Source organism: Nostoc sp. LEGE 12454 (assembly GCF_056620565.1).
On the sequence record NZ_JBWQXL010000028.1, the window covers coordinates 37218 to 61271 of the forward strand.

22 protein-coding genes are annotated in these 24054 nt (G+C 40.3%); 10 read left to right on the forward strand and 12 right to left on the reverse strand.

Features of this window, described 5'->3' with window-relative positions; all coding sequences use genetic code 11:
• Window positions 1–21: 21 nt before the first annotated feature.
• The 10 genes from AC1F2U_RS23990 to AC1F2U_RS24035 form a co-directional block, all read right to left on the reverse strand.
• Complete coding sequence (locus AC1F2U_RS23990) at window positions 22–939, reverse strand: glycosyltransferase family 2 protein (RefSeq protein WP_480263362.1); 918 nt, start codon at window positions 937–939, stop codon at window positions 22–24.
• 158 nt (window positions 940–1097) lie between these two features.
• Complete coding sequence (locus tag AC1F2U_RS23995) at window positions 1098–2111, reverse strand: glycosyltransferase family 2 protein (RefSeq protein WP_480263363.1); 1014 nt, start codon at window positions 2109–2111, stop codon at window positions 1098–1100.
• A gap of 83 nt (window positions 2112–2194) precedes the next feature.
• Window positions 2195–3190: a glycosyltransferase family 2 protein gene (locus AC1F2U_RS24000; protein ID WP_480263364.1), complete on the reverse strand. Its 996-nt coding sequence runs from the start codon at window positions 3188–3190 to the stop codon at window positions 2195–2197.
• On the reverse strand, window positions 3183–4220 hold the full coding sequence (locus AC1F2U_RS24005; protein ID WP_480263365.1) for a polysaccharide deacetylase family protein: 1038 nt from the start codon (window positions 4218–4220) through the stop codon (window positions 3183–3185). The genes AC1F2U_RS24000 and AC1F2U_RS24005 overlap by 8 nt, the downstream gene beginning before the upstream one ends.
• A complete protein-coding gene (locus AC1F2U_RS24010; protein ID WP_334896693.1) occupies window positions 4217–4948 on the reverse strand; it encodes a methyltransferase domain-containing protein in 732 nt (243 codons plus the stop codon). The genes AC1F2U_RS24005 and AC1F2U_RS24010 overlap by 4 nt, the downstream gene beginning before the upstream one ends.
• A 42-nt stretch (window positions 4949–4990) precedes the next feature.
• A complete protein-coding gene (locus AC1F2U_RS24015; protein WP_480263366.1) occupies window positions 4991–5926 on the reverse strand; it encodes an NAD-dependent epimerase/dehydratase family protein in 936 nt (311 codons plus the stop codon).
• Between the two features lie 92 nt (window positions 5927–6018).
• Entirely contained in the window at window positions 6019–7254 is a 1236-nt protein-coding gene (locus AC1F2U_RS24020) for a glycosyltransferase family 4 protein (protein ID WP_480263367.1), read from the reverse strand.
• 97 nt (window positions 7255–7351) lie between these two features.
• Window positions 7352–8677 (reverse strand): ABC transporter ATP-binding protein, encoded by a 1326-nt coding sequence (locus tag AC1F2U_RS24025; protein WP_480263368.1) that lies wholly within the window; start codon window positions 8675–8677, stop codon window positions 7352–7354.
• A 41-nt stretch (window positions 8678–8718) separates the two neighbouring features.
• The gene (locus AC1F2U_RS24030) at window positions 8719–9564 is read right to left on the reverse strand and encodes an ABC transporter permease (protein WP_480263369.1); all 846 of its coding nucleotides are present in this window, start codon (window positions 9562–9564) and stop codon (window positions 8719–8721) included.
• Window positions 9565–9612: 48 nt separating this feature from the next.
• Complete coding sequence (locus AC1F2U_RS24035; protein ID WP_480263370.1) at window positions 9613–11796, reverse strand: GumC family protein; 2184 nt, start codon at window positions 11794–11796, stop codon at window positions 9613–9615.
• 689 nt (window positions 11797–12485) lie between these two features.
• Here AC1F2U_RS24035 and AC1F2U_RS24040 point away from each other — a divergent pair.
• Window positions 12486–13898: a sugar transferase gene (locus AC1F2U_RS24040; RefSeq protein WP_480263371.1), complete on the forward strand. Its 1413-nt coding sequence runs from the start codon at window positions 12486–12488 to the stop codon at window positions 13896–13898.
• 10 nt (window positions 13899–13908) lie between these two features.
• Complete coding sequence (galE, locus tag AC1F2U_RS24045; RefSeq protein WP_480263372.1) at window positions 13909–14925, forward strand: UDP-glucose 4-epimerase GalE; 1017 nt, start codon at window positions 13909–13911, stop codon at window positions 14923–14925.
• Window positions 14926–15091: 166 nt separating this feature from the next.
• Here the strand turns inward: galE and AC1F2U_RS24050 are convergent, their stop codons facing one another.
• Window positions 15092–15874 (reverse strand): 2-phosphosulfolactate phosphatase, encoded by a 783-nt coding sequence (locus AC1F2U_RS24050; protein WP_480263373.1) that lies wholly within the window; start codon window positions 15872–15874, stop codon window positions 15092–15094.
• A 516-nt stretch (window positions 15875–16390) separates the two neighbouring features.
• Between AC1F2U_RS24050 and AC1F2U_RS24055 the strand changes: the two genes are divergently transcribed.
• The 3 genes from AC1F2U_RS24055 (at window position 16391) to AC1F2U_RS24065 (ending at window position 18388) form a co-directional block, all read left to right on the forward strand.
• The gene (locus tag AC1F2U_RS24055) at window positions 16391–16807 is read left to right on the forward strand and encodes a XisH family protein (protein ID WP_334909352.1); all 417 of its coding nucleotides are present in this window, start codon (window positions 16391–16393) and stop codon (window positions 16805–16807) included.
• Window positions 16795–17124: an element excision factor XisI family protein gene (locus AC1F2U_RS24060; RefSeq protein ID WP_480263374.1), complete on the forward strand. Its 330-nt coding sequence runs from the start codon at window positions 16795–16797 to the stop codon at window positions 17122–17124. The genes AC1F2U_RS24055 and AC1F2U_RS24060 overlap by 13 nt, the downstream gene beginning before the upstream one ends.
• Window positions 17125–17206: 82 nt before the next feature.
• Entirely contained in the window at window positions 17207–18388 is a 1182-nt protein-coding gene (locus AC1F2U_RS24065; protein ID WP_480263375.1) for a class I SAM-dependent methyltransferase, read from the forward strand.
• A gap of 70 nt (window positions 18389–18458) precedes the next feature.
• On the opposite strand, the gene bioB is transcribed toward AC1F2U_RS24065, so the two are convergent.
• Window positions 18459–19466, reverse strand: a complete 1008-nt coding sequence (gene bioB, locus AC1F2U_RS24070) for a biotin synthase BioB (protein WP_292733636.1) — start codon at window positions 19464–19466, stop codon at window positions 18459–18461.
• A gap of 322 nt (window positions 19467–19788) precedes the next feature.
• Between bioB and AC1F2U_RS24075 the strand changes: the two genes are divergently transcribed.
• The 5 genes from AC1F2U_RS24075 (at window position 19789) to AC1F2U_RS24095 (ending at window position 24040) form a co-directional block, all read left to right on the forward strand.
• Complete coding sequence (locus AC1F2U_RS24075) at window positions 19789–19992, forward strand: hypothetical protein (protein ID WP_480263376.1); 204 nt, start codon at window positions 19789–19791, stop codon at window positions 19990–19992.
• Window positions 19993–20157: 165 nt separating this feature from the next.
• On the forward strand, window positions 20158–20733 hold the full coding sequence (locus AC1F2U_RS24080) for a GNAT family N-acetyltransferase (protein WP_480263377.1): 576 nt from the start codon (window positions 20158–20160) through the stop codon (window positions 20731–20733).
• Between the two features lie 385 nt (window positions 20734–21118).
• A complete protein-coding gene (locus tag AC1F2U_RS24085) occupies window positions 21119–21532 on the forward strand; it encodes a hypothetical protein (RefSeq protein WP_480263378.1) in 414 nt (137 codons plus the stop codon).
• Between the two features lie 292 nt (window positions 21533–21824).
• The gene (locus tag AC1F2U_RS24090; protein WP_480263379.1) at window positions 21825–23282 is read left to right on the forward strand and encodes a protein adenylyltransferase SelO; all 1458 of its coding nucleotides are present in this window, start codon (window positions 21825–21827) and stop codon (window positions 23280–23282) included.
• A gap of 314 nt (window positions 23283–23596) precedes the next feature.
• Window positions 23597–24040 carry a pentapeptide repeat-containing protein gene (locus AC1F2U_RS24095; RefSeq protein WP_480263380.1) on the forward strand — a complete coding sequence of 148 codons (444 nt, stop codon included), beginning with the start codon at window positions 23597–23599 and terminating at the stop codon, window positions 24038–24040.
• The last annotated feature ends 14 nt before the right edge of the window (window positions 24041–24054 follow it).

The window sequence follows — 24054 nt, forward strand, 5'->3', positions numbered from 1 at the left end:
AAACATTAACAGTTCGACAAATTATTTTAAATTTTTGAATGTTTTTCTGAGCTTTCTCTGCACACGTTTCAAGAGACTTGGCATATAAACATTTTCTCTTGTGAAGCGATCGGCTTGGCGATCTGGGATCGTGAAGGGCGGATGTTGTAATGGAAATTGCACGGCTTGTGTCGGAACATTCGAGCGTGGATCGCCTCGATCTGTTGTATTGGTTCCATCCAGATCGAATCCCAGATTGCTAATCAAATTAACTGTGGGGATAATGCTCAAGGCATTTTGTAACCAGGAACAAAGCATCCATTGATAGTCCCAAGTATCAAAACCATCATAGGTAGATTGAAATTGGTTTTGCCAAAATTCGACTTCTCTGGAATCTCTGAGAATGTCTTTTAGCCAGCCCTCGTCGCGAATGGTTGACCACTTTTTCATTTCCAGATCGTAATGTTGCCATGCCCTACGCCAAGTTGCCCATCCCCATGTTCGGGTATAAATCGAAAAGTAATAGCTGTCCTGAATCTGCCGATTTCTAGGATTGCCCAAGGGAGTATTATCTCCAGAAATTGTCATGACCCGCTCATCATGACGGTAATACCTCAATAATTCTTCGCAATAGGGAAAAAATGTCGGATGAGGTAAACAGTCGTCTTCCAGAAGAATAGCTTCTTCAACGATGTCAAATACCCAAGAAAAAGCAGTTGCTTCCCGCTGCTTCATTCCCATATTGATGTCAGAATAATTGGTTAAGACTTCGCAGGGCCAGTCTACGCGATCGATTATCGATCGAGTCTCAGCACATTTTTCGGACTCTCCTGTTCGATTTACACGAGGACCATCCGCCGCAACTAGGAGCATCGGTGGACGCGCTTGGCGAATTGCCTCAAACACTTTTGCGGTTCTATCTGGGCGATTAAAAATGATGAACGCAACTGGAGTTTGCATTTTGACAATACCTTTCTTCCTGAAAATTGATACACGAAATAATGCGTTTGTACAGTGCGTAAATCCTAAAGTCGTAAAATAATAAACAAGCCTGAAAGCATTTCAATGACTGGAGGGACTATCTCATTATTTTCCACAATTGGTATTATTTAGTTTATTTAACTTCGATAAAATGACAGCGAACGTTTCAATCCAGCTTGGGTAGCAAAGTAAAGAAAATATGCCATAACCTTTGGTGAAATACTGCATTTAAGTGCCTCTCGAATTTGTGCGATCGCAGCAGGTATATCGCCAATCATCAGCATATTTTGGGCTGTTCTGAGAGCACAGATTGCCGAGTGTTTTTTATTGGCATCGATCAGGCGATCGATTGTTGATTGTGGCAGATAAGCAGGCAAATAGGACTGTACAATTTCCAACCCACGGCGTACCTCTTGTATGTTTTTACCTGTACGCACAGTTTGTCCAGTGTTAGATACAGAATGTAGCCGATAAATAGCTAGTGGTTCAACTTCATACCATACAGGGTATTGTGCGGCAATTCGTACCCACATTTCCCAGTCTTCATAATAAAAACAAAACCGACGATCAAAACTACCTAACTTTTCATATACTTGTCGGCGAACAACAATAGAGGGAGTTTGAAGATATTGTTTGACTATAATTTTTTCCAACCAATTATCGATCGCACCGCTTTGAGGTTGTAATATCTCAGAAAAGTGTCGCCAGTGCCCTGCCTCATCCATAAAAATGTGACGACAGAAAGCGGCTCCTATTTCTGGCTGGTTATCAAATGCTTGTTGCATCTTGCGATAAAAGCCTTCCCGAATGCAATCATCACCATGCAAAAGATGGATGAGTTTGCCACGCGATCGCTCTAGGCAGGTGGTAAAGTTCTTAACATGTCCAACATTTTCTGGTTGGCGATAAAAACTAACGCGATCGCCTGCTAATTCTTTAACAATAGCTTCAGGATCGTCCTTGGTGGAGTGGTCATCAACCACCTCTATTTGCATTATCTCTGGTCCTGGGTCTTGTGATAACACACTCGTCAGTGTTTCACGCAGATAGTTTGCACAGTTGTAGGTGGGAATCATAACCGACCATAAAGGTCGTGGTTCTCCATTGGGCACAGGTTGAATAACAGATCGAAAAGGGTATAACTCATTCATAATAATTGGCTTTTCATCAGTTAATTTGTTTTTTTATTGCTGTAATAAAATAATTTATTCAAGTCATTGTGAAAAACTATCCGTCAATTAGTTTTGGACAGATCGCTAGGTTTATGCTGAGTATGTCTAAATATGAATTTCACAATTTTTTTTATACTCCTCGTAAGAGACTGAGCAACATCTTGAAAAAATTGCAATAAGTAGAACATTCGTGGGTGCTGGTAAGACCATAATGCTTTATTTAATGCTTGCAAAATCTCAGTATCCTGGTATCCTTGTTCGCACAAATATTTCTCTAACCAGGTTAAGAAAGTTAAGTGGGTAGAATTTGGTTTGAGTGGATTGTATTGTCCTAAAGCTTGTGCAACATAACAGGAGCTTTTTGGGTGTTGTCGATACCTATCCCAACAGCCACTTTCTACAAAGACAGATGCTTTGACACAGACTTTGGCAAAGAAGGCTTGATCTTCAAACATTCCTCGAAAGGACTCCTCAAAGCCACCGACATCTTGAACGAGTTTGCGACGTATGAGGACGCTACAGGTGCCTGGTGTTTCGACTTTGCCTTTCAAAAGCAACTTGAGCAGTGTTGGCGGTTTTAGTAGAGTATCAGGTTTTACACCCAGAGTTCGCTGGCGATCGCGCTTCGCATCTTCAGGATTACCCGTCCAGCTAAACCACATCAGAGTGGAGCCATAAACCATACCTGCTTCGGGGTGAGCTTCTAATATTGCTACCTGCTTCTCCAGTTTTTGTGGCAACCAGATATCATCTGCATCTAGTAAAGCAATATATTCACCTTTTGCATGGCGAATTCCCAGATTGCGCGTTGCACTCATACCGCGATTTTGATGACCTTCATGCTCCAAATAGCGCACTTTGTTAGGGTGTTGTTGGGCATATCGCAACGCAATAGCTGTACTCTCGTCGGTTGAGCCGTCATCTGCTAACGAAAGTTCCCAATTGTCATAGGTTTGAGCGAAAATGCTTTCTATTGCTTCTATAAAGAACTTTTCAATACCGTTCAAAAAGATGATGATGCAGGAAACTAACGGTTTGTTATTTATCTGTTCAACCATGAAACCACCTCGCTAATTGCTTGGCAAATTCTTCCCCATTCCAGTTTTCAATCCCGAAGCGAGGCAATTGAAAACTGTTGCTCTGTCGCCATACAATGTCTTCAGTTGTAGTGCAAGCACAGTCAAATCCAATAGTTCGAGTCAGTTCCAGGGTTTCTGGAGTGTAATTACCAAATGGATAGGAAAAACTTGTCACGGGACAATTGAGCATCTCCTCTAAAGCAGCTTTGCTTTGCTGGATTTCATACCTTTGTAATTCTGTCGATTGTGCTGAAAGAAATGGATGGGTAACTGTGTGAGCGCCAATTTCTACTAAATCCCCTTGGCCCAAAGCACACACTTCTTCCGGTAAAAGGGAGCGGTGAGTCTTGCGTACCGTAGATTCGGCATTAGCCCAAATTACTAACTCGTCTAGAGCTTTTATACATTCTCGTTCCAGTAAAGGTAGTAATACTTGCCAAATTGAGTAATAGAAAGACATTCGAGAACCGGGTTTAGCTTCCCAGGCTTTACAAATGCGATCGCTTTGATAGTCTTGTTCAGTGTAATTTGCTGCTTGCCCTAGCTCCCAGTGACAAAGGCTACCATTAATATTCAGAGAAAGTTTCTCAGGTAATGTGCCTGGTTGCAAAAGTAGCCGTTCTAATTCATCCCACCAAAACTCACGCTCTTTTCCTATGTAGCCAGTACTTACGAAAACCGTGGCTGGAATGCTATAGCGCTCAAGTATTGGTTTGGCATGATGGAGATTGTCTGCATAACCGTCATCAAAGGTGACAACCACTGCTCGATCTGGAATTTTGCCATCTCGATGCGCTTGCACGAATTGCTTGAGGCTAATGGGGTGGGTTTTTTTTTGTAAAACTTCTAGTTGTTCGGCAAAGTACTGGGGAGTTACGCACAGACTCCAGGGGTCTAATTCTACCTCAGCGACGTGATGGTACATCAAAATAAGCCCCTTAGAGGATGCTAAATTTTTCTGGAGCCGTCGAATCGCTCGCTGCAATTTGTCACTTCCAAGTATTTTCATTCCATCACCTCAGGTTTCACTGCTCTGACGGTGATAGTTACCTCATAGCTACGGTCATGATAATCTAGCTTTCCCTTGGGTATATCTTGAACTACCAATCCTTGAAGAAAAGCTGTGGCTGCCAAAGCATTTCCGTGGGTTTCGACTTGAATATTCTCTTTAGGAAAAACCTCCTCAAACAGTCGCTGTGCAGATAGGGCTGTAAAATTCCAACACCAGCAATTGTTCCATTCCTCATCTTTGAGTGGTGTGATTCCCGGAAACGTAGCCAGAACAACACCTCCTGGTTTCATAATTCTGTAGGTTGTTTTCAGCGCTAGTCGCACTTCGTAAATTAGCTGAAGCGTCTGAACCAAAACAAAGCTGTCAAATGTATTTGATGGTATATGTTCCGCATCTGTTAGGTCTGCGATGATTGTTGCATTGGGGTTATCTTGAACGTGCAATACATCACTTTTAGTAACGCGATCGCCTCCAAATTGCTGAGTATAATAGTTATCTCCAATTTCTAATACGTGTCCATAAATATCATTTGAATGGCGACCCAAAAAATTCTCAATATAGTAGCGGTCAATTGGTTTTCCTTGTTCAAAACCCCAACCTGAATTTATAGGTTTTAAGCTTTGCAGAGTACCCAGGCGTACCTTATTATATTGAGACTTTAGCCAGTGGTGGGTAGGAGATGGTAATATCTTTTGGACGATTAATTTTAACTGTTCTGTATTCATGATAAAAATTCTTTTAATGAGTATGGCTTTTTTAAAGAAGAACTATATGCCCAACAGTTCTGCATAACTCCAATTTGCATAAACACGGACACCCCGTTCTAAAGATAAAAAATCGGTTATTCCTAGACTTCCTAATTTTGTAACATCAGCTTGCCAATTAATGGGGGTTCCAACAGGAACCATTCCATCAAACTCAACACTACCTTTGTAGTCTAAGGATTTAAACACCATCTCCGCTAGTTCTGAAATTGTAACTTCTCTTCCACTTGCAAAATTATATGTTTCTCCTTGCATTGGTGCAGAAGTTGCTACTACTAATAAAGCTTTGGCAATGTCGAGTACATGAATAAAATCACGGCTTTCTTTGCCAGTTCCTTGTAACTTAACTATGGGTTGATAAATTGCTTGTCGGCAAATATCCCAAAGGACTTGACGGCGTAAACCCGGGCCATAAGCAGAAAAAATTCGTACACTTGCAGTTGGTAAATCATAAACTTTGCTAAATTCTAAACATAGTTGTTCGCTTTGTAACTTATGAAATCCATAAGGGGAAATGGGGTTACAGCGTTGAGTTTCTCCAATAGGTAATGACTCTGGATTTCCATAAATAGCTGCACTAGAAAGAAAAATAAATCGACATCTAGGCGCATTAATTCGCAACGCATTTAAAATTTCAAAAGTTAAAGCTGTGTTAGATTGAAAGTCAACATCGGGTTCTATAATCGATAAGCCAACAGAAGCACGCCCTGCACAATGAATGCAAATGTTAGGAGAATATTCCTTTAATAAGTTATTTAAAGAGAGGTCGGGTAATTTGAGACGATGATAGGCTGTTAAGTTGTGAAGGGGAGCATTTTCAGGAGGCGAATTATCAACGCCTATTACCGACCAACCTTGCTCTGAGAAATACCGAGCAACGTAACGACCAATAAATCCCGCTACTCCAGTAACTAAAACTGATTGATGGAAAGTAGTCATTTTGGTTATGTTGTAATAACTAGTGTTTGACAATTTTTATAAATTGAGATAAATAAATTTTGATAGTTATCTCAATATTTAAAGTTGAATATTTATATGTCTAAAACAGTTTTTATCCACCAATCTTTTCGAGTATTAGCAAAATTAAAAGCATCTTCTAAGATTCGGTGACTTAATTCCTCTAAGACTTCTTTCCTCGATAAAGTATCACAAATATAAGCTGCTGCTTCGTCAGGGCTATTAATATCTAAAATTGGCAAACCAGATAAATATGGTAATGCTTTAAGACAAGGCTCAGTTGCAAAGAAAGGCATTCCATAAGAAACACATTCAACTAATTTCATCTTCACTGAAAAATCATTATCAATAGGACATATAAAAATATCGGAAGTCTGAAACAAAATCTCAAGCTGTTCTTTAGGAATAAAGCCAGGAATATGAACATTACTTTCTATAGTCCAATCTTTAGGCATATTATGAAAATCTGTACCAGTAATCACAATTTTTATTTTATTATTTAGTTTTAATAATCTCGGAGATAATTCACAAATTAACCATTTTACCGCTAAGAAATTGAAATGAAAATTAATATTACCAGCAAAGAAAACTGTTTTTGAATTTGTATAATGCCAGCCGACGAGTTTAGGTGGGAGTATTTGTGAATTGATCGATGCTTTTTCATTAGCTAGTAAATAGTTGGGAATATCTGCTTCGGACATAAATATACATTTATCAGCCAATTCACAGACTTTTTTTTCAAAAGTTTTTAGTCTTAAATAACTAATAAAAATACTAAATTTAGATTTGTAATTGAACCAATTATAGGGAGCAAGAGCTTTAAAAAATTCTGCTTCTTTATCAGTTGCAAGATATATCTTTTGTTGTTTAAGTTTAAGGAAATTTTTAAACCATAAAATACTATATAGCTGTTCAACAATAACAACTTTGATTGAGAGTCGATCGCAGAGTTCAGTTAAATATTCAGAAATATCTTTTGCTCGCTCCCAATTGTAGTACGTTACATTTTGAAAGCTAAAAGTCGATCGTAATTTGTACGTTAACCTTTTATATGTTTTTACTACTTCTTTTAAGAAATTTTCTTTTTTTTCACAAGGATTTAATCGAGTAGTTAAGTAATATTTAATTTTAAGTTTTTCTAATTGTATTTTGGTTTCTACTTGACTACTTTCGTTACAAGTAACGGCAACATAAAGGTTGATATCTTCTATCTGAGATAATTGATAAATATCATTTAAAAGTGCCATTCCACAACCATTATTAGGGTCTAAAGGATAACTTGTGAAATAAAGAACATTTTGCTTTTCCATACCTTGTTACCTTATCTATCTTGTATCAGAATAGATGTCTTTTCGTTGTATAAAATAAACATCAAACTATTTCCATAAATCTCTCATTGAAAGACTTCTATGTGTTGTAATTTAGATTTGAATCGGCTATTGGCGCTGAGAATGCTTGAAAGTTACAGGTTACTAAACCATCACATGTTATAGCAAACTCTTCGGATGGAAGTTCAACTACCTCTATTTCAAATGCCGACTCAATAAAATCAAAGATAGTATTAAAGGAAGAATCGGAAAGCCAAAGACCAATTACATAAGTACCTGATTTTAAATGTAGCTTTTCAATATTTAATTTAACTATATTCTCTCCCTGCTGAAGGGATATTATTTGTCCAAGTGATACAATATCCGCATTGACTAATTTTATACCGTACTGGTTATACACAACAACTGCAAGACTTCCAATATTTCTTGAAGAATCTGATTCAATCTTCAGTAGAAATTCAAGTTCACCATTTGAATAAGCATTAAAAGAAATATCTTTTTTTGAACTACTATATTGAACAGCGATAAAACGAGCTTGTCCATTGCCATTTCGATGTGCATCGCTTAAACTTATCCACTTTTTGGGGAAAGCTTGACAAGAATAATAGTTACTAGATAAATATTGAGTCATCACGTTGTTTGTATTCCCGTAATTAATTAGCTGCCCCTTATTTAGTAACAAACATTTAGAACATAGCCGTTGAATTGCTTCAATATTATGACTTACAAATAAAACTGTTCGAGCTTGATTGTTGGATACTTCCTGCATTTTGCCAAGACATTTTTTCTGAAAATTTGCATCTCCAACTGCTAAAACCTCATCCACAATCAAAACATCTGGCTCTAAATGTGCTGCAACCGAAAATGCTAGGCGTACATACATCCCAGAGGAGTAGCGTTTAACAGGCGTATCTAAAAAATTTTCAATCTCTGCAAAATCAACAATTTCATCAAACTTGCGTTTGATCTGTTCCCGACTCATGCCCAAAATCGCGCCATTGAGGTAAATATTTTCCCGCCCTGTCAGCTCAGGATGAAAGCCTGTCCCCACCTCTAGCAAACTCGCCACTCGCCCCGTAATCTCAATACTGCCATGAGTAGGTTCCGTAATCCGGCTCAAAAGCTTCAGCAGCGTCGATTTGCCCGCTCCATTCCGCCCAATAATTCCAACCCGATCGCCCTGCTTAATCTCAAACGACAGATCCTTGACTGCCCAAAATTCCTCATGATTCGAGTTTTGCGTTTTGCGTTTTGCGTTTTGATTAAAGGGGTTCAACGTCTTCGCGATCGATTTCGCCCCATCCACCATCACATCGCGCAACGCCTTATAGCGATATCCCTCCTGCTGATGGCTCAACACATAGCTCTTACTTAAGTTCTCAACCTTAACCACCGTATCTGCCATATATCCTCCAACCTCTGCTAACAGTTCCTGAAACGCTGTGTCTAAATAATGTCCGCAAACTTGCGCTCCATTCGGCGGAAATAGTAAATTCCGGTAATCAGGACTAAGATGACTAACCCTACGGACAAGAGAAATCCGGGTAAATAAATAGCAAAGTCTTTACCCAAAATTGCCCACCGGAACCCATCAATCACACCCACCATTGGATTTAAGGAGTAAAGTAGTCGCCACTGTTCCGGCACCACACTACTACTAAAACCCACCGGCGAGATATAGAGTCCAAACTGCACAATAAACGGCACAATATACCGGAAATCTCGATATTCCACGTTTAATGCCGCCAGCCATAATCCCGCCCCGATCGCCGCTGCAAATGCGATCGCAATAAACAACGGCAGCGTTAAAATTCGCCAATCCGGCACAAAGTTATACCACGCCATAAAGCCCAACAGGATGATTGCAGAAATCATAAAATCCACAAAACTCACAATCACCGCACTCGTTGGCACAATCAAACGCGGAAAATAAACTTTAGAAATTAAATTAGAATTACTAATTAAGCTATTACTACACTCACTCAAGGCATTGGAAAAGAACTGCCAAGGTAGCATCGCCGAAAAGACCACAATCGGGTAAGGCGCACCTGCCGACGGAGCCTTGAGTAAAACACCAAATACAACCGTAAACACAACTGTTGTTAAAAAAGGTCGCAGCAATGCCCAAGCCAGCCCGATGGCCGTTTGCTTATAGCGCACCAAGATGTCTCGCCAAGCCAAGAAGTAAAACAACTCCCGATACTTCCAAATATCCTGCCAGTACTGCTGCTCGGTTTGCCCTGCCTTAATGACTAATTTCTGCCGAGGTTCGATTGTCTGTTTTCCGATCATGAAAATACCCCTATCCCCATTAACCTATAGTCAAGTCAATAAACTTCATCAAGCTCTTATCCCAGGCAAATTTATCTGACTCAAAGCAGACTTTTTTCCACCGTAAGACCCCTTAGAGTGATAGTAACCAGACGCCTTTTCAGCAGTAACCCCATTTACCACCATTCCTAAAACATGCGATCGCGCTTGCTCTAGCATGATTTTCGTACTCTTAGCAACAGCACGGTCAAGCACTCCAGGATGTACAACCAGCAATATCCCATCTGCCATCTTGCCTAGCATGAGTGCATCACCAAACAAACTCAAGGCAGGAGTATCAATAATCACACAATCATAGTCTTTGACTGCCTCTTGAATTAACAAATCCATGCGCTGCGAATCTAGCAATGCTGCGGGTTTCGCTAGGATTGTCCCAGCCGTTAATAAATCCAAGTTAACTAATACTTCTTGGGTGGCGTTGCGAAACTCTACTTGACCAACTAAAACATTACTTAGTCCGACTGGATTAGATCGTTTCCATATTTCCTGTTGGGAAGAGTGACGCATATCCGCATCTACTAATAGGATTCTGCGCCCCATCTGTGCTTTAGCTACTGCCAAATTTGCAGCCACAAATGATTTGCCTTCACCTGGGGCTGAACTAACTACGGCAATTACTTTTAGTGGTCGATCGGAGATAGTAAAATCCAGGTTCGTCTGAAGCATCTCAAAGGCTGAACTTGCTTCCGAATATGGATTATCTTTGACTGCTAGTTCGACTAAACCTTCCCCACTGTTTTTAGCTTTTTGAGTTAAATGAGGAATCGTACCGAGTAAAGAATAACCTAATAACTGCTGGGCTTGCTCAAGAGTTTTGAGGGATCGATCCATAGCTTCTAAGATCAAAGCTACCCCTACACCCAGCAAAATTCCCAAAAATCCACCCAGCGCTAGGTGAAAGGCAATTTTGGAAGGAAGAGCTTTTTTAGGAAGTAAAGCCGCAGATATTACTCTGGCATTACCGACATTCTGATTTACTACTACATCGACTTCTTGCGATCGCTTTAGCAATTCTTCATAAGTAGATGTAGCAACTTGCAACTGTCGCTCTAGCTGTTGCTGTTTTTCTTGCAATTGGGGTAAAACACTCAATCGTCTTTGGGAAAGTGTGTATGCATTCTGCAAAACTGTAATTCGGTTAGCTAATGCTGAACGTTCTACATCCGACTGTACCAGTTGGGCCAGTAGGGTCTGCTTGAGTTCTCCCATCCCTAAATTCTGGGCTGGTACAGATTTTTCTCTATCTGCATTCTCAAAAATTCGCGTCTCTAGCTGCTTTTTGAGGGCTGCTTCTTTTGCTAACAAATTAGCGATCGTCGGATGTTTGTCTGTATAGCGAGTCTTTTCTATTGCTAACTGGTTTTGCACCTGTTGGTATTGTGTTAATACTTCCTGCACAGCTTTTGATTGACTTAAATTCCCCATATCCACAGCCTGCTGCGAATTCAACCTCAATTGACGTTGCAGAAGTTTTGAGCGAGTCTCAGCATCCGTTAAATTTGCCTGGGCTTGGGTAATCTGGTCTGATAAATTCGCGAGTTTGTCCACTCCTTTTGTTGCTTCTTGCTCTAAAGCGATTACCCGATTTCCTTCTTTAAATCGACGCAAAGCTGCTTCCGATCTGGCTACCCTTGCTTCAACTTCAGGCAATTGCTTGCGTAAAAACTTCTTTGCCACTGTCGCTTGGGCTTGGTTAATCTGAATATTGTTCTCCAGGTAATATCTCATCAGCGAATTCACAACATCTGCGGCTTCTTCTGGATTGCTGCTGCTGTACGAAATCGCCAAAATATCTGTACCCCGGACACTTTTAATTTTGACTTGTTTGAGAAACTCATTTATTTCCAAGGGTGTTCCTTGCTTATCTACCAACCTGAGACTAGCAATAGTTTTCTCAACTATTGGATTAGAACGAATGACCTCTGCTTCTGTATCCAACGGACTGTTGATTTCAGTCACACTTCTCAACTCCCCAACTTGTGCCGAGGGACTTGTCAGCGAAGAAACGCGGTCAGTTTTACTGAAAAGCAACTTACCCTCTGCTTCATAAATTGGTTTTTGCTTGATAGCATTTAAAGCTGAAAGCCCAAAAATAGAGGCAGTCACCGCAGCTATAATTAGCCAACGCCTTTTCAGAAGTAGCGAGTATTGCTGCAAATCTAAGGAGTTTTGGTCTTCTTGGTTAGAGGGCATGGAGTATGTTACGAATACCTGAAATTGTTTTTACTAATTTTGCTTCACAATTTTGGTAGTCCAAGATAGTTTTTTGGACATAATTAGGATTAATCAATAATCTTCTGTATCAAAAAAAACAAAAAAGTACTTGTTTTTTAAGTGTTTGCTTTTTGTGAGATTTTCTTAGATTTATCCCAGAAATATTATCTGGATGTCAAGGTGTTTTAACTTTTTTCTAATATTTTAGATTACATTGATAAGTATTTATTTCAAGTCATTATTAAATCAATTTAATAACAGCCTTCTAACAGCTTGCATAAGTTTTTACCTTATTTTGTTACTCTGTAAACACTTACTTTAGCAGTAAATATACGTTAATAAATAAATTAAATATAAAGTTCAGATTGACTACACTCATGGCATAATGCAAATGTCAAAAGAACAACCTTTAACTCGTAGTGTAGTTCGTACAGCCAATGCAAGTGAGGATGTATATCCTACAGATATGCTATACCGACGCACAGATAGTTCCCCTTTTAGTTTGTAATACCTAATCTCCAATTTCTTTGAAAAACAGAGCATAGTAAATTTCTTATTTTTGTATGCTTTGGCACAATACGGCTAGTCTTTAATGTTCCCTTCTTTGAATCTGTTGCTGGTTTTAACAAAGAAATTGAGATCGGGATACTGAAGAATAATAAAAACCAATGACTTCCACAAGTTATGTTAGTTTACCTACCAATACTAGGCTGCCAAATATAGTCCGCAGCCTACCGATATTGCTTTTGTTAGGGGATATTTTTGGGTTGCTAATTTGTTTAGCGATCGCACAATGGTTGCGTTTAGATCAACCCTTACATTGGCTAAATCCGTTACCTTATACATTTGTCTGCATGATACTTGCAGCATTTTATTTAGCAGATGCTTACCATCCAGATCGGCAAATTTCAGGTTTAAGAGCGCCCGCTCGAATTATTATTTGTAGCTTTGCGATCGCATTCTTTATTTCTGCCCTAATTTACTTATCAGGTATTGCCCAACAGAATCCGGTAACGTGGCGGAGTGTCTTTTTACCTAGCTTGGGAATCTTTACTATCTGGGCAATAATATTGCGCGTGGTCGCAGTGAGATGGGTGCGATCGCACGCTCTCAAAAGCCGTTGGTTAATACTAGGAGGCGGGGATAATGCCATCAAATTTGCACAAAAATTGCTAGGACTGAATCCCTTAGGGAAATTGACTGTTCTAGCAGAGGAAAACCAAAAAACTATAGATTTACCAAAAAGAAATCTGAGTTATCAGGGAAGCCTGAGCGATTTGTTGCAATGGAGTCAAGAATCCTGGTCTGGGGTAATAGTTACAGCACAGATAAACTTTTCCAAGTCACAAGCACAACAGTTAATGCAGATGCGATTGCGAGGCATTCCGGTTTATACATTGCCAGATGTTTACGAAACATTTTGGTATAAACTACCTTCGTCGTTGTTACAAGATAAATGGTTGGCTTTTAGTGATGGTTTTAACCTAATGCCTGGTTACTTCAGCATGAAACTGAAGCGAGGTATCGATCTCATCTTGATCCTCTTTTTACTAGTATTAGTTGCACCACTTCTGTTGTTGGTTGCATTACTAGTTAAGCTAGATAGCCCTGGCCCAGTATTGTACAGTCAGCAGCGAAGTGGGTTACACGGTAAACCATTTAGAGTTTATAAATTTCGCTCCATGTATCAGGATGCAGAAAAGTTGGGGGCGCAGTGGGCTAGTCAACGCGATTCACGAATCACCAGAGTCGGATACTGGCTACGTTTGTTGCGTATTGATGAATTACCTCAAATATGGAACGTCTTACGGGGTGAAATGAGTCTGATTGGGCCTCGTCCAGAACGACCAGAATTTGATGTCAAACTCAAAGAAGCGATTCCCTACTATGAAGTTCGCTATTTGGTCAAACCTGGAATTACAGGCTGGGCACAGGTTATGTATCCCTATGGAGCATCTATAGAAGATGCTTACGAAAAGCTGTCATACGATCTGTACTACATCAAAAATTATTCCATTTGGTTGGATTTAGCGATCGCCTTCAAAACGATTCGAGTTGTTTTGTTAGGTAAAGGTAGATAAGGGAAAAGAAATGAAAAAGAAAATATTGGTAACTGGCGGTGCTGGTTACATTGGCTCCCATGTAGTTCGTCAACTAGGAGAAGCTGGTTATGATGTCGTTGTCTACGACAACTGCTCTACAAGTTCACCAGCATCAGTACTACACGGGAAACTAATTATTGGCGATTTAGTAGACAGTGGACATCTTTATCAAGTTTTTGCCCAGCATAAATTCAGCGCAGTCTTACACTTTGCTGCTAGTCTGATTGTTCCAGAATCAGTAGCTCATCCCCTTGACTACTACGCCAACAACACCCGCAACACCTTAAATTTACTGCGCTGCTGTAGCGTTATGGGTGTTAACAAGTTCATTTTTTCCAGCACAGCCGCAGTCTATGGAGAAGTAAAAGACAATCCTGTTACTGAGTCGAATCCTACACAGCCCATTAATCCTTACGGACGTTCAAAGTTGATGAGTGAGTGGCTGATCCAGGACTATGCAGCAGTATCTTCCCTAAACTACGTAATTTTACGTTACTTTAATGTAGCAGGTTCCGAACCAAGTGGACTATTGGGGCAAATGTCACCGAATGCCACTCATTTGATTCGAGCTGCTTGTGATGCAGCACTCAAGCGCAAGCCAGAAGTCCGAATTTTTGGTACTGATTTTCCTACGCCCGACGGAACCGCAATTCGAGACTATATCCATGTTGAAGATTTGGCAACTGCTCACTTAGATGCTTTGGATTACTTAGAAAAAGGAGGGGAAAGCCAAATTTTCAACTGCGGTTATGGGCAAGGATACAGCGTGCGACAAGTTATTGAAAGAGTCAAGGCTATTTCTGGTGTAGATTTTCCCGTTATTGCCGCACCACGTCGTCCAGGCGATCCTGCCTGTGTTGCAGCTTGTGCTGATAAAATCCATAAGGTTTTGGGTTGGCAACCAAAACACAATGATTTAGACGAGATTATCAACACAACCATTGCTTGGGAAAAACAGAAGAGTAATTTGGCAAGTCAAAGGTATATAAATATGGTGTACGCATAATTAGAACTGTGACACCAAATTAACCTTGTTCCTGGAATATAGATAACGTGAATTCGACGGCTCATATAGTGTCCCTATAATTGACTCAATCAAAAAATTTATTAGAGGTTTTACTACACAAAACCGTCCCTATTGGAATTGAAGAAGCACAGACTTGAACTTTAATTCAAGGCAGAGAGAGGTTCGTCGAACTTACGTTGACATAGGCATTATCTTTAAATAAAGGCACGCAATTACTGATGTTAAAGGCGGCGGATAGTTCAACATCTGACTCAAAATCTCTTTCAATCAACTCTTTCCCAGAACTACATTTTTTCAAGTACCCTAATAAATCCTGCTGGAAAGCTTGAAATGTTGTCACAGCAACTTCCGCCTCTGGTGATAAACTGCCATCTAAATAACTGAGAATTGCCCCAGCACCAATTAAATCTTCAAATGCAGGGCGGAGGCTACCATCATCTTTCCACCTCTCACCGGCAGGAATCACAGCGATTTTATCACCATACTTTTGAGCAAACTGCGCCACAGCTTGGCAATTTCGCAAGCAGCCAGCCAAAGTTGGTGTATTTCCTGTATGTAAAGTTAAAAAAGAACCATTAGGTGATGGTAAAACTAGTCTGGTTCCAGCAGGAATTTCAGCTACCGATTTTGGCGAGAGAGAATATCCAGTTGTAGTCCAACGTTGTCTATGACTTGCCAACTCTGCTTGTACTGACTTGGCATAATCTATGGCTGATTCATCTTTATATGCGTAGGGAAAAATTATCGCGCCGTTATTGGTGGCAATTTCCACGCAGGTAGAAAAAGAGAGAACATCAACTATCACAACTAGATCACTGATGGGAGCAAGTTGAGCAACTCCTTGCGAACCCCATTCACAGCGTAAATCAAACTCTGATTGGTTGTAAATCATTGGTGCGATCGCAAAAGACAATATGATAAAAATCAAACCATAGATAAGTAAGGCAGTGTAAATTTTTAAAGATTGTAGTCATCTACGAAACGCTACGCTGACACGTACAAACTAAAGGTTAGCAGTAAATAGGTAAGCAGTTATAATCAATATCAAACTTCAAGGTTCAAAATATTATGAATTTGACTTTTTGGGTTGGTGCGTTATCATCACCGCCAACTTTTGCACATGCTCAGGAGTTGGTGAGTGGTAAATTTTTGCTAAGTAACCATTGTGATTAGTTCGCCTATAGGCGGTGTGAATTGGTCAATCGTTACAAAGTCTTGCGTATACAAAATTATAATTAAATTTTATTAGCCAAGAGATACTTAAACAGTAGTGTTTTTACTGAAACAACTTCCCTAACTAAAATATATGGGCTGATGGCGATCGCAATTATCTGTATACCTAAAGTGTTCCGCATTCGCTAAACTCAGAATTGCTGCAATATTGCTCTTGAAATGTCAGACTCCCAAATCGTTAGCGCTGTTGTTGTCAGACTTTACGATACCTATGCCTTCTAAAGATATATTCCATCAATCTGTCCGCACTGCTTTAGAAAAAGATGGTTGGATGATTACCCACGATCCACTGCATCTGAAAGTTGATGATATTGAATTTTTTGTGGATTTAGGAGCAGAAAGACTATTGGCAGCACAAAAACAAGGTCAAAAAATAGCCGTAGAAATAAAATCTTTTGTAGGTGCATCTGAGGTAACGGAATTTCATCTCGCTTTAGGTCAAACCTTGAATTATCGGCTAGCATTAAAAAAAGAAGAACCAGAACGTATTTTATATCTTGCTATTAGCCAAGATACATACCAAGACTTTTTCTCCCGTCAATTTATTCAAGATTCTTTAAAAGAATATCAAATTAAACTTTTAATATTTAATTCCTTAAGTCAGGACATTGTTTTATGGAAGGAATAAATTACTCTCAAATTATTCAAGATATTTTAAGTAATCATTTAGCTAATGATGTGGCTAATGGCACAGAGGTTCAATTGTTATTTGATGCAGAACGCCATCATTATCAAGTCTTAAATATTGGCTGGAAAGAACAACGGAGAATTTACGGAGTTATAATTCATGTTGATATTAAAGATAAAAAAATTTGGATACAAAGAGATGGTACAGAAATTGGTATCGCTAATGAATTAATCGCTGCTGGAGTACCTAAAGAAGATATTGTATTAGGATTTCACGCTCCTTATAAACGCCAATTTACTGACTTTGCTGTTGGATAAATAGTAAGAAATAAGTAATAGTAATCTTTGCCCTAATCATCCACTATCCGCTAAACTCAGAAATGCTGCGTTATTCCTCATCATGTCCGATTCCCAAACTGTTAGTGCTGCTGTTGCCAAACTCTACAATACCTACCCCTTTCCGCCAGAAGCTTTGTTGGATGAACCACCTCCAGGCTATAACTGGCGCTGGAATTGGCTAGCTGCTCATAACTTCTGCACCGGTCAAAAACCCCAAAGGCAAGATATTCGGATTTTAGATGCAGGTTGCGGTACTGGTGTAGGTACAGAGTACTTGGTTCACCTCAATCCTCAAGCTTCTGTTGTGGGAATTGACCTCAGTACAGGCGCTTTAGCTGTAGCCAAAGAGCGTTGTCAGCGTTCTGGAGCTAACCGCGTTGAATTTCATCACCTCAGCTTGTTTGATGTGGAACAGTTACCGGGTGAGTTTGATTTAATTAACTGTGTTGGCGTTTTGCATCATACCCCCGATCCCATTCGCGGGATTCAAGCTTTGGCGAAGAAGTTAGCCCCAGGTGGCTTGATGCACATTTTTGTGTACGGGGAGTTGGGGCGCTGGGAAATTCAACTCATGCAAAAAGCGATCGCACTTATTCAAGGTGATAAAAAAGGCGACTACCGCGATGGTGTTCAAGTCGGGCGACAAATATTTGCTTCCCTACCAGAAAATAACCGAATTGTCAAATACGATAAACAACGTTGGTCGCTAGAAAACAACAAGGATGAATACTTTGCTGATATGTACGTTCATCCTCAAGAAATTGACTACAACATTGAGACGCTGTTTGAATTAATTGATGCTTCGGGATTGGAATTTATTGGTTTCTCGAATCCGAGTTTCTGGGATTTAGACAGACTTTTGGGCAAAGCACCAGAGTTAGTAGAACGAGCAAAAGAATTGAGCGATCGCCAGCTTTATCGCCTGATAGAATTATTAGACCCAGAAGTAACTCATTACGAGTTTTTCCTCGGTCGTCCTCCCTTAATCAAAGCTGACTGGTCGGAAGATAAGACCCTACTGGCAGCGATTCCCGAACTTAATCCTTGTCTTGAGGGATTTCCCAGTCAATGTTTCTTTAATTACGATTACCAAATTGTTAATTTATCTGTAGCAGAGTTTGAGTTTATGCAAAGATGCGATCAAAACTCCACAGTTGCAGAGATATTGACAAGTGTAGAACTGGGATTGGATGAGGTAAGAAGCCTTTTGCAACAGCAGTTGATTTTATTGACACCTGCTTAGGGAATTTAGGTAAAAAATATCCAATTATTTATTGTGGGATAGCCAAAAGGGCTATCCCACAATCAGATGTTTATCCTACAACAGCCGAACTTGCTACTTTCTCCTGTCTTTGGGAAGGCGGACGCATTCCCAAACCAAGTAAATTCAGCATTTCTCGGTCAGTATCGTAATCTGGACAGGGAGTTGTCACCGTCAACATTTTGTTGTCGTCGCTGGAAAAGATAGAATTAGCTCCTGCCATAAAGCAGAAAGCTTGCTCAACTTGAGAAAGTCTCGCCCTTCCGGCACTAAGACGCACATCGGAAGCTGGCATTAAAATTCTGGCTGTGGCAATCATCCGCACAATATCCCAAATGGGGACATCAGGCTGATTTTCTAAGGGTGTTCCCGGTACTTGTGAAAGAATATTAATTGGCACGGACTCTGGATGGGGATGTAAGTTTGCCAGAGTTTGTAACATCCCAACCCGGTCATCGACTGTTTCGCCTAAGCCCAGGATACCGCCGGAACAGACAGTGACATTTGTCTGACGGACATTCTCAATTGTGTTCAAGCGATCGCTATATGTTCTCGTGGTAATAATTGTGCTGTAATATTCCTGCGAGGTATCTAAGTTATGGTTGTAGGCATAAAGTCCTGCTTCTGACAATTTCCTGGCTTGATTTGCCGTCAACATACCCAGAGTGCAGCACACTTCTAAACCCATTGCAGTCACATCCTTGACCATTTCCAGGACTTCCTCAAATTGTGAGTTATCCCGGACTTCGCGCCAAGCAGCACCCATACAGATGCGACTAACACCAGTTTCTTTAGCTTTCTGGGCGATGTTAACTACCGTTTCCTTTTCTAGGAGTGCTTGCGCCTTTACCTCTGTTTTATAGCGGGAAGATTGGGCGCAGTAGCTACAATCTTCTGGACAACCTCCGGTTTTGATAGATATAAGCTTACAAACTTGTATTTTTGTTGGGTCATGATATTGGCGATGCACGCTAGCAGCTTGATAAATAAGCTCTAGCAATGGCGTGTTGTATATCGCCCGAATCTCTAATTCCTGCCAATCGTAGCGTATTCCCACCACATCACTATCCTTCTTGTAGACTGGGTTAAATCTTGAGCTGTCTTTTGCTTAAATCTGCTGCGGTACAGCCTTTGGGCAAAGCTATTTTATCGAAGTTGTACCCTGGACTGTGCTTTATCACCCATTGGCTCTCAATCCTTCCGCTCTAGATATTAGACATCAGCTTATCAAGATTTTGGTTGAATGGCAGATTAAGAGCAAAAATACTCACCCCATCTTTTATAAAGGGCATTGGGCATACATATATCTTTTGTCAACAAGAAGGGTGTAGGGGGAAGGGTGTAGGGAAGACAGCATTTAACGGGGCTTGAGACCCCGACCAATGCAATGTATCCCACTGGTTGTTGGGGCTGGGGCTATTTCTTTCCCTACACCCCACACCCTACACCCCACACCCTACACCCCACACCCTACACCCCACACCCTACACCCCACACCCTACACCCCACACCCTACACCCTACACCCGCCCCAACGGGGCTTGGTCATGCTGGTCAAGAGTTCAAAGTCTATATAAAATCAGTTAATTGACCCCTGACTATTAACAAACTTTATGAAAAAACTATGACACTTGCGTAAGCCCTGATAATGAGACAGACAGCTAATCTAACTGCTGCTAAACCGCAGACTATGAGAGAATTTACAAAATTTAGAGAATGTTCTGGGAAGAGATCCCACCGATTAAGTAATTTATGATATCAGAACTGCCAATAATTGCAAGCGATCGCCTATTATTACGAGCAGCGATCCATGAAGATATACCCCAAATTCTCAAGTACTTCATTGATAACAAAACTTATCTCACTCCATTTTACCCTCTTTGGGCTGATGGTTTTTTCACTGAAGAATATTGGCAATATCAGATAGAGAATAGTTTTCTAGAATTTATCAATGGGCAATCGTTAAAACTATTTGTTTTTACAAAAAAAAATCCTACCGTAGTTATTGGAACGGTCAACTTTAGTAATTTTGTCCGAGGAGCCGCTCATTTTTGCTATGTGGGATATAGCCTTGCTGAAAATAAACAAGGTAAAGGATATATGACAGAGGGTTTAAAATCTGCAACTCAATATCTATTTGAAGAGTTAAATTTTCACCGAGTTATGGCTAACTATATGCCTCACAATCGGCGCAGTGGTAATGTACTCAAAAGACTTGGTTTTGTTGTTGAAGGATACGCTAGAGACTATTTGTTAATTAATGGACAATGGGAAGATCATATTTTGACAAGTCTTACAAATCCTTATTGGAAAGAACCTAAGTTTTAAAAAAGCTGAGGATTATTGTCAATAGAATTTATTTTGTTTATCCATTAAAACTGCTTTTAAATAAGTTTCTTTATCATTCATAATAATTAACCTTGTTTAGTCAATTTATCCAAGTAACTCATTCTTAAATTGCACTCAAATACTCATTTGTAATTTTTGAGTAATACCCATCTTACAGCTATTCGCAATACTATCATATTTATATGAGAATGAATTTAATCTATCAGTTCTGAACCTCTACAAATTCATAGTAAATTCATCATAAATACACAACAACTCCACAGGCAAATGCAATAGTAATATTTGTTCGCTAACAAGCTTAGTTACTAAAGTTAGCTTTAGCCGTTGTGTCCAATTTTCTTAAGCAGTTGAGGAGTTTTTTAAAATGCTCATTAATTCTATAAAGCGCTTATCTGTCTTTTCTACTATCTTCGCTTTTGCTACCGTCTTAAACGGAGTTGTCTTGGCAGCACCAGGCCCAAATCCCAGCACTACACCAGCCTTAAAAACTCAGACTAGTGCTGCATCACACCAGCCAATCAAACTCACAAATCAACAGCGCTTACAAATCCAAGCGGCTCGCCAGCAAAGAGACAAGGATATTGAGGCTCTATTAAACCCATCCCAAGATACTAAATTTAAGGCAGCACTGCAATCCCGTCAGAGAATCAGAATAGTGTTAAAATCTTTGGATCTGAATCAAGATCAACAGAAACAGGTTCAATCAATTTTGCAAGCTTATAACCTGCAAGTGAAAAAAATTCTAGCTTCACAGGTATCACAAACAACATCGAAGTAGGGGCGCAAGGCCTTGTGCCCCTACCGCGTGGTCTATTTACCTGAAAATAGCTGTAAGTTTAAGTTTCAGAAGGCTGGCAGATTTTATCCAAACTTCGGTTGAGCCAGTCTTATTTTTTTATATGCAAAACTTTATCAAAACAGAAGTCGGCAGCCAGGAGTCAAGAACCAAAATTCAGTTGGTTATTTTGTGCGCCTGCCAGATTTTAGATATGAATCGCTTTTTGCGTCTATGCTGATGATGCTGAAGCCAGAGGTAGTATTAAAGGAAGAATGAATTAGCTTTGCTCGTAATGACTCTGGCTGAAACTCCAAACGACAAGAATTCTAGCAATCCTTTTCTCACCCTCAACTACGAAACCGCCTTAGAATCTCTAGGAGGCGACTACTACGATGAGGTTGCAGCGGCAGAATTTCCTCAACACCTCCTGCGTTGGCGTAACGATGAACTATTACCCCGTTTCGGTCTAGACCCCCAAGTAGTCAAAGACGAAGATTTCATCGCAGCCTTTGGCCAATTTCAGGGACGCAAACCGTTGTTAGCATTGCGTTATCACGGCTACCAATTTGGTGAATATAACGGACAGTTGGGTGATGGTAGAGGCTTTCTCTACGGGCAAGTACGCGCCAATGATGGCAAATTATACGATTTTGGCACTAAAGGTTCTGGGAGAACGCCCTACTCCCGTGGTGGCGATGGTATGCTCACGCTCAAAGGCGGGGTGCGGGAAGTGCTGGCTGCGGAAGCACTGCACTACTTGGGTGTACGTACTTCGCGCTGTCTGAGCATGATTGAAACAGGTTTACCACTCTGGCGGGGCGATGAACCTTCGCCTACGCGTTCATCTGTGATGATTAGAATGAGCAGTTCTCATATTCGGTTTGGCACTTTTGAGCGACTGCACTATTTCCAGCGTCCAGATTTAACTAAGAAGTTGTTAGACCACGTAATTGAGCAGTATTATCGACACTTAAATGCTGAAGAAGATAAATATGCCCTGTTTTACGCCGAATTAGTTAAACGGGTTGCAGAATTAGTAGCACAGTGGATGGCGGCGGGCTTTTGTCATGCAGTCCTGAATACTGACAATATGTCGATTACAGGAGAAAGCTTTGATTATGGGCCTTATGCATTTATCCCTACTTATGACCCATACTTTATAGCTGCATATTTTGACTATTCTGGGCGCTACTGTTACAGCAATCAACCAATTATTTGCAAGCTGAATTTAGAAATGCTCCAGGAACCCTTCAAGGCAATTATTAATAAAGGCGATATGGAGGCTAGTTTAGCTAGGTTTGATGAGTATTATCAAGCTGAATACACTTCGTTGATGTTGAAAAAGTTGGGTTTTGTGGAGTTGCAACATCCACAAGCTGAAGAACTCTTAAATCTCACGATTGAATTCTTGAAAGCAAGCCAAGTTGGTTATCATCAATTCTTTTATGAGATGGCTCGCACTTTTTCATCTAAATGGCGAGATGAACCAGGTTTTGTAATGAATAGTTCAGATATTGTACCTGTACCGGGCGCATCAGCAATTTTTGATGATTGGTGCATACTATACTACAAAATCTTGAATGATTTTGATAGCGATCGCACCGATATAATTACCCAAACTCTAGCTGTTAATAATCCCAAAACGGTATTATTAAGACCAGTAATTGAATCTATTTGGGAATCAATTGCTCAAGAAGATAATTGGCAACCTTTTTATGAGTTGATCCAGGCAATTCAGTCTAGGAGATAGTTAATAAGGGGCATTGGGCAAAACAGTTCCGTTAGCGTCAGCGGGACGTTTAGCCCGTTTCGAGTTCCGAGTGCTGAGTAAATAAGTGAGATTCCCCACTCAACACTCAGGACTCAACACTCAGCACTCAGCACTCCTGAAGGGCATTGAATCAATAATCAATAGTTCTTCTTCCCCTGCCTTTAACTAATATATTTATACGTGTTAGTTAATACAGAAGTTGAGTTATGGATATTGAAGAAATGTCGGATAGGTATGAAGCGGGAGAAAGAAACTTCGCTTGGAGTGTTAATTGCAGCAGAACTAGTTTGTTCATGAGAGCGGTCGATCTGAGTGGGGCTGACCTGAGTGGGATCAACTTGGAAGGAGCCTTTTTGGAAGCTGCTCACCTGGACAATACCAATCTCACTGGGGCTAATCTCAGGGGAGCTTATATGGAAGGAACGCAGTTGAATGAAGCCATCCTTAACGGTGCTAATTTAAGTGAGGCTAGAGGTGGTCAAGCTAACTTCATCAATACTTCCTTTGTCAACGCCAACCTGAGCAGAGCCGAAATGTACCAATGCGGTTTTGATGGCGCTAATTTCAGCCATGCTATTCTCAGGGATGCTTTCGTGAACCACTCCTCTTTCGATGGTGCTAACTTCACCAATGCCGATTTGCGTTCGGTCGAAGGCTTTTATAACATTCGTAAGGCTATTTTTAGTAATACCATTATGGAAGATGGAAGTATTTGGTACGACAGTATTGGGTATTGAATACATAGATACTT

Bases quoted from the DNA above. Each gene is read 5' to 3' on its own strand.
- AC1F2U_RS23990 (WP_480263362.1), bottom strand. From the start codon at position 939: ATGCAAACTCCAGTTGCGTTCATCATTTTTAATCGCCCAGATAGAACC.
- AC1F2U_RS23995 (WP_480263363.1), bottom strand. From the start codon at position 2,111: ATGAATGAGTTATACCCTTTTCGATCTGTTATTCAACCTGTGCCCAAT.
- AC1F2U_RS24000 (WP_480263364.1), bottom strand. From the start codon at position 3,190: ATGGTTGAACAGATAAATAACAAACCGTTAGTTTCCTGCATCATCATC.
- AC1F2U_RS24005 (WP_480263365.1), bottom strand. From the start codon at position 4,220: ATGAAAATACTTGGAAGTGACAAATTGCAGCGAGCGATTCGACGGCTC.
- AC1F2U_RS24010 (WP_334896693.1), bottom strand. From the start codon at position 4,948: ATGAATACAGAACAGTTAAAATTAATCGTCCAAAAGATATTACCATCT.
- AC1F2U_RS24015 (WP_480263366.1), bottom strand. From the start codon at position 5,926: ATGACTACTTTCCATCAATCAGTTTTAGTTACTGGAGTAGCGGGATTT.
- AC1F2U_RS24020 (WP_480263367.1), bottom strand. From the start codon at position 7,254: ATGGAAAAGCAAAATGTTCTTTATTTCACAAGTTATCCTTTAGACCCT.
- AC1F2U_RS24025 (WP_480263368.1), bottom strand. From the start codon at position 8,677: ATGGCAGATACGGTGGTTAAGGTTGAGAACTTAAGTAAGAGCTATGTG.
- AC1F2U_RS24030 (WP_480263369.1), bottom strand. From the start codon at position 9,564: ATGATCGGAAAACAGACAATCGAACCTCGGCAGAAATTAGTCATTAAG.
- AC1F2U_RS24035 (WP_480263370.1), bottom strand. From the start codon at position 11,796: ATGCCCTCTAACCAAGAAGACCAAAACTCCTTAGATTTGCAGCAATAC.
- AC1F2U_RS24040 (WP_480263371.1), top strand. From the start codon at position 12,486: ATGACTTCCACAAGTTATGTTAGTTTACCTACCAATACTAGGCTGCCA.
- galE (WP_480263372.1), top strand. From the start codon at position 13,909: ATGAAAAAGAAAATATTGGTAACTGGCGGTGCTGGTTACATTGGCTCC.
- AC1F2U_RS24055 (WP_334909352.1), top strand. From the start codon at position 16,391: ATGCCTTCTAAAGATATATTCCATCAATCTGTCCGCACTGCTTTAGAA.
- AC1F2U_RS24060 (WP_480263374.1), top strand. From the start codon at position 16,795: ATGGAAGGAATAAATTACTCTCAAATTATTCAAGATATTTTAAGTAAT.
- AC1F2U_RS24065 (WP_480263375.1), top strand. From the start codon at position 17,207: ATGTCCGATTCCCAAACTGTTAGTGCTGCTGTTGCCAAACTCTACAAT.
- AC1F2U_RS24075 (WP_480263376.1), top strand. From the start codon at position 19,789: ATGCAATGTATCCCACTGGTTGTTGGGGCTGGGGCTATTTCTTTCCCT.
- AC1F2U_RS24080 (WP_480263377.1), top strand. From the start codon at position 20,158: ATGATATCAGAACTGCCAATAATTGCAAGCGATCGCCTATTATTACGA.
- AC1F2U_RS24085 (WP_480263378.1), top strand. From the start codon at position 21,119: ATGCTCATTAATTCTATAAAGCGCTTATCTGTCTTTTCTACTATCTTC.
- AC1F2U_RS24090 (WP_480263379.1), top strand. From the start codon at position 21,825: ATGACTCTGGCTGAAACTCCAAACGACAAGAATTCTAGCAATCCTTTT.
- AC1F2U_RS24095 (WP_480263380.1), top strand. From the start codon at position 23,597: ATGAGAGCGGTCGATCTGAGTGGGGCTGACCTGAGTGGGATCAACTTG.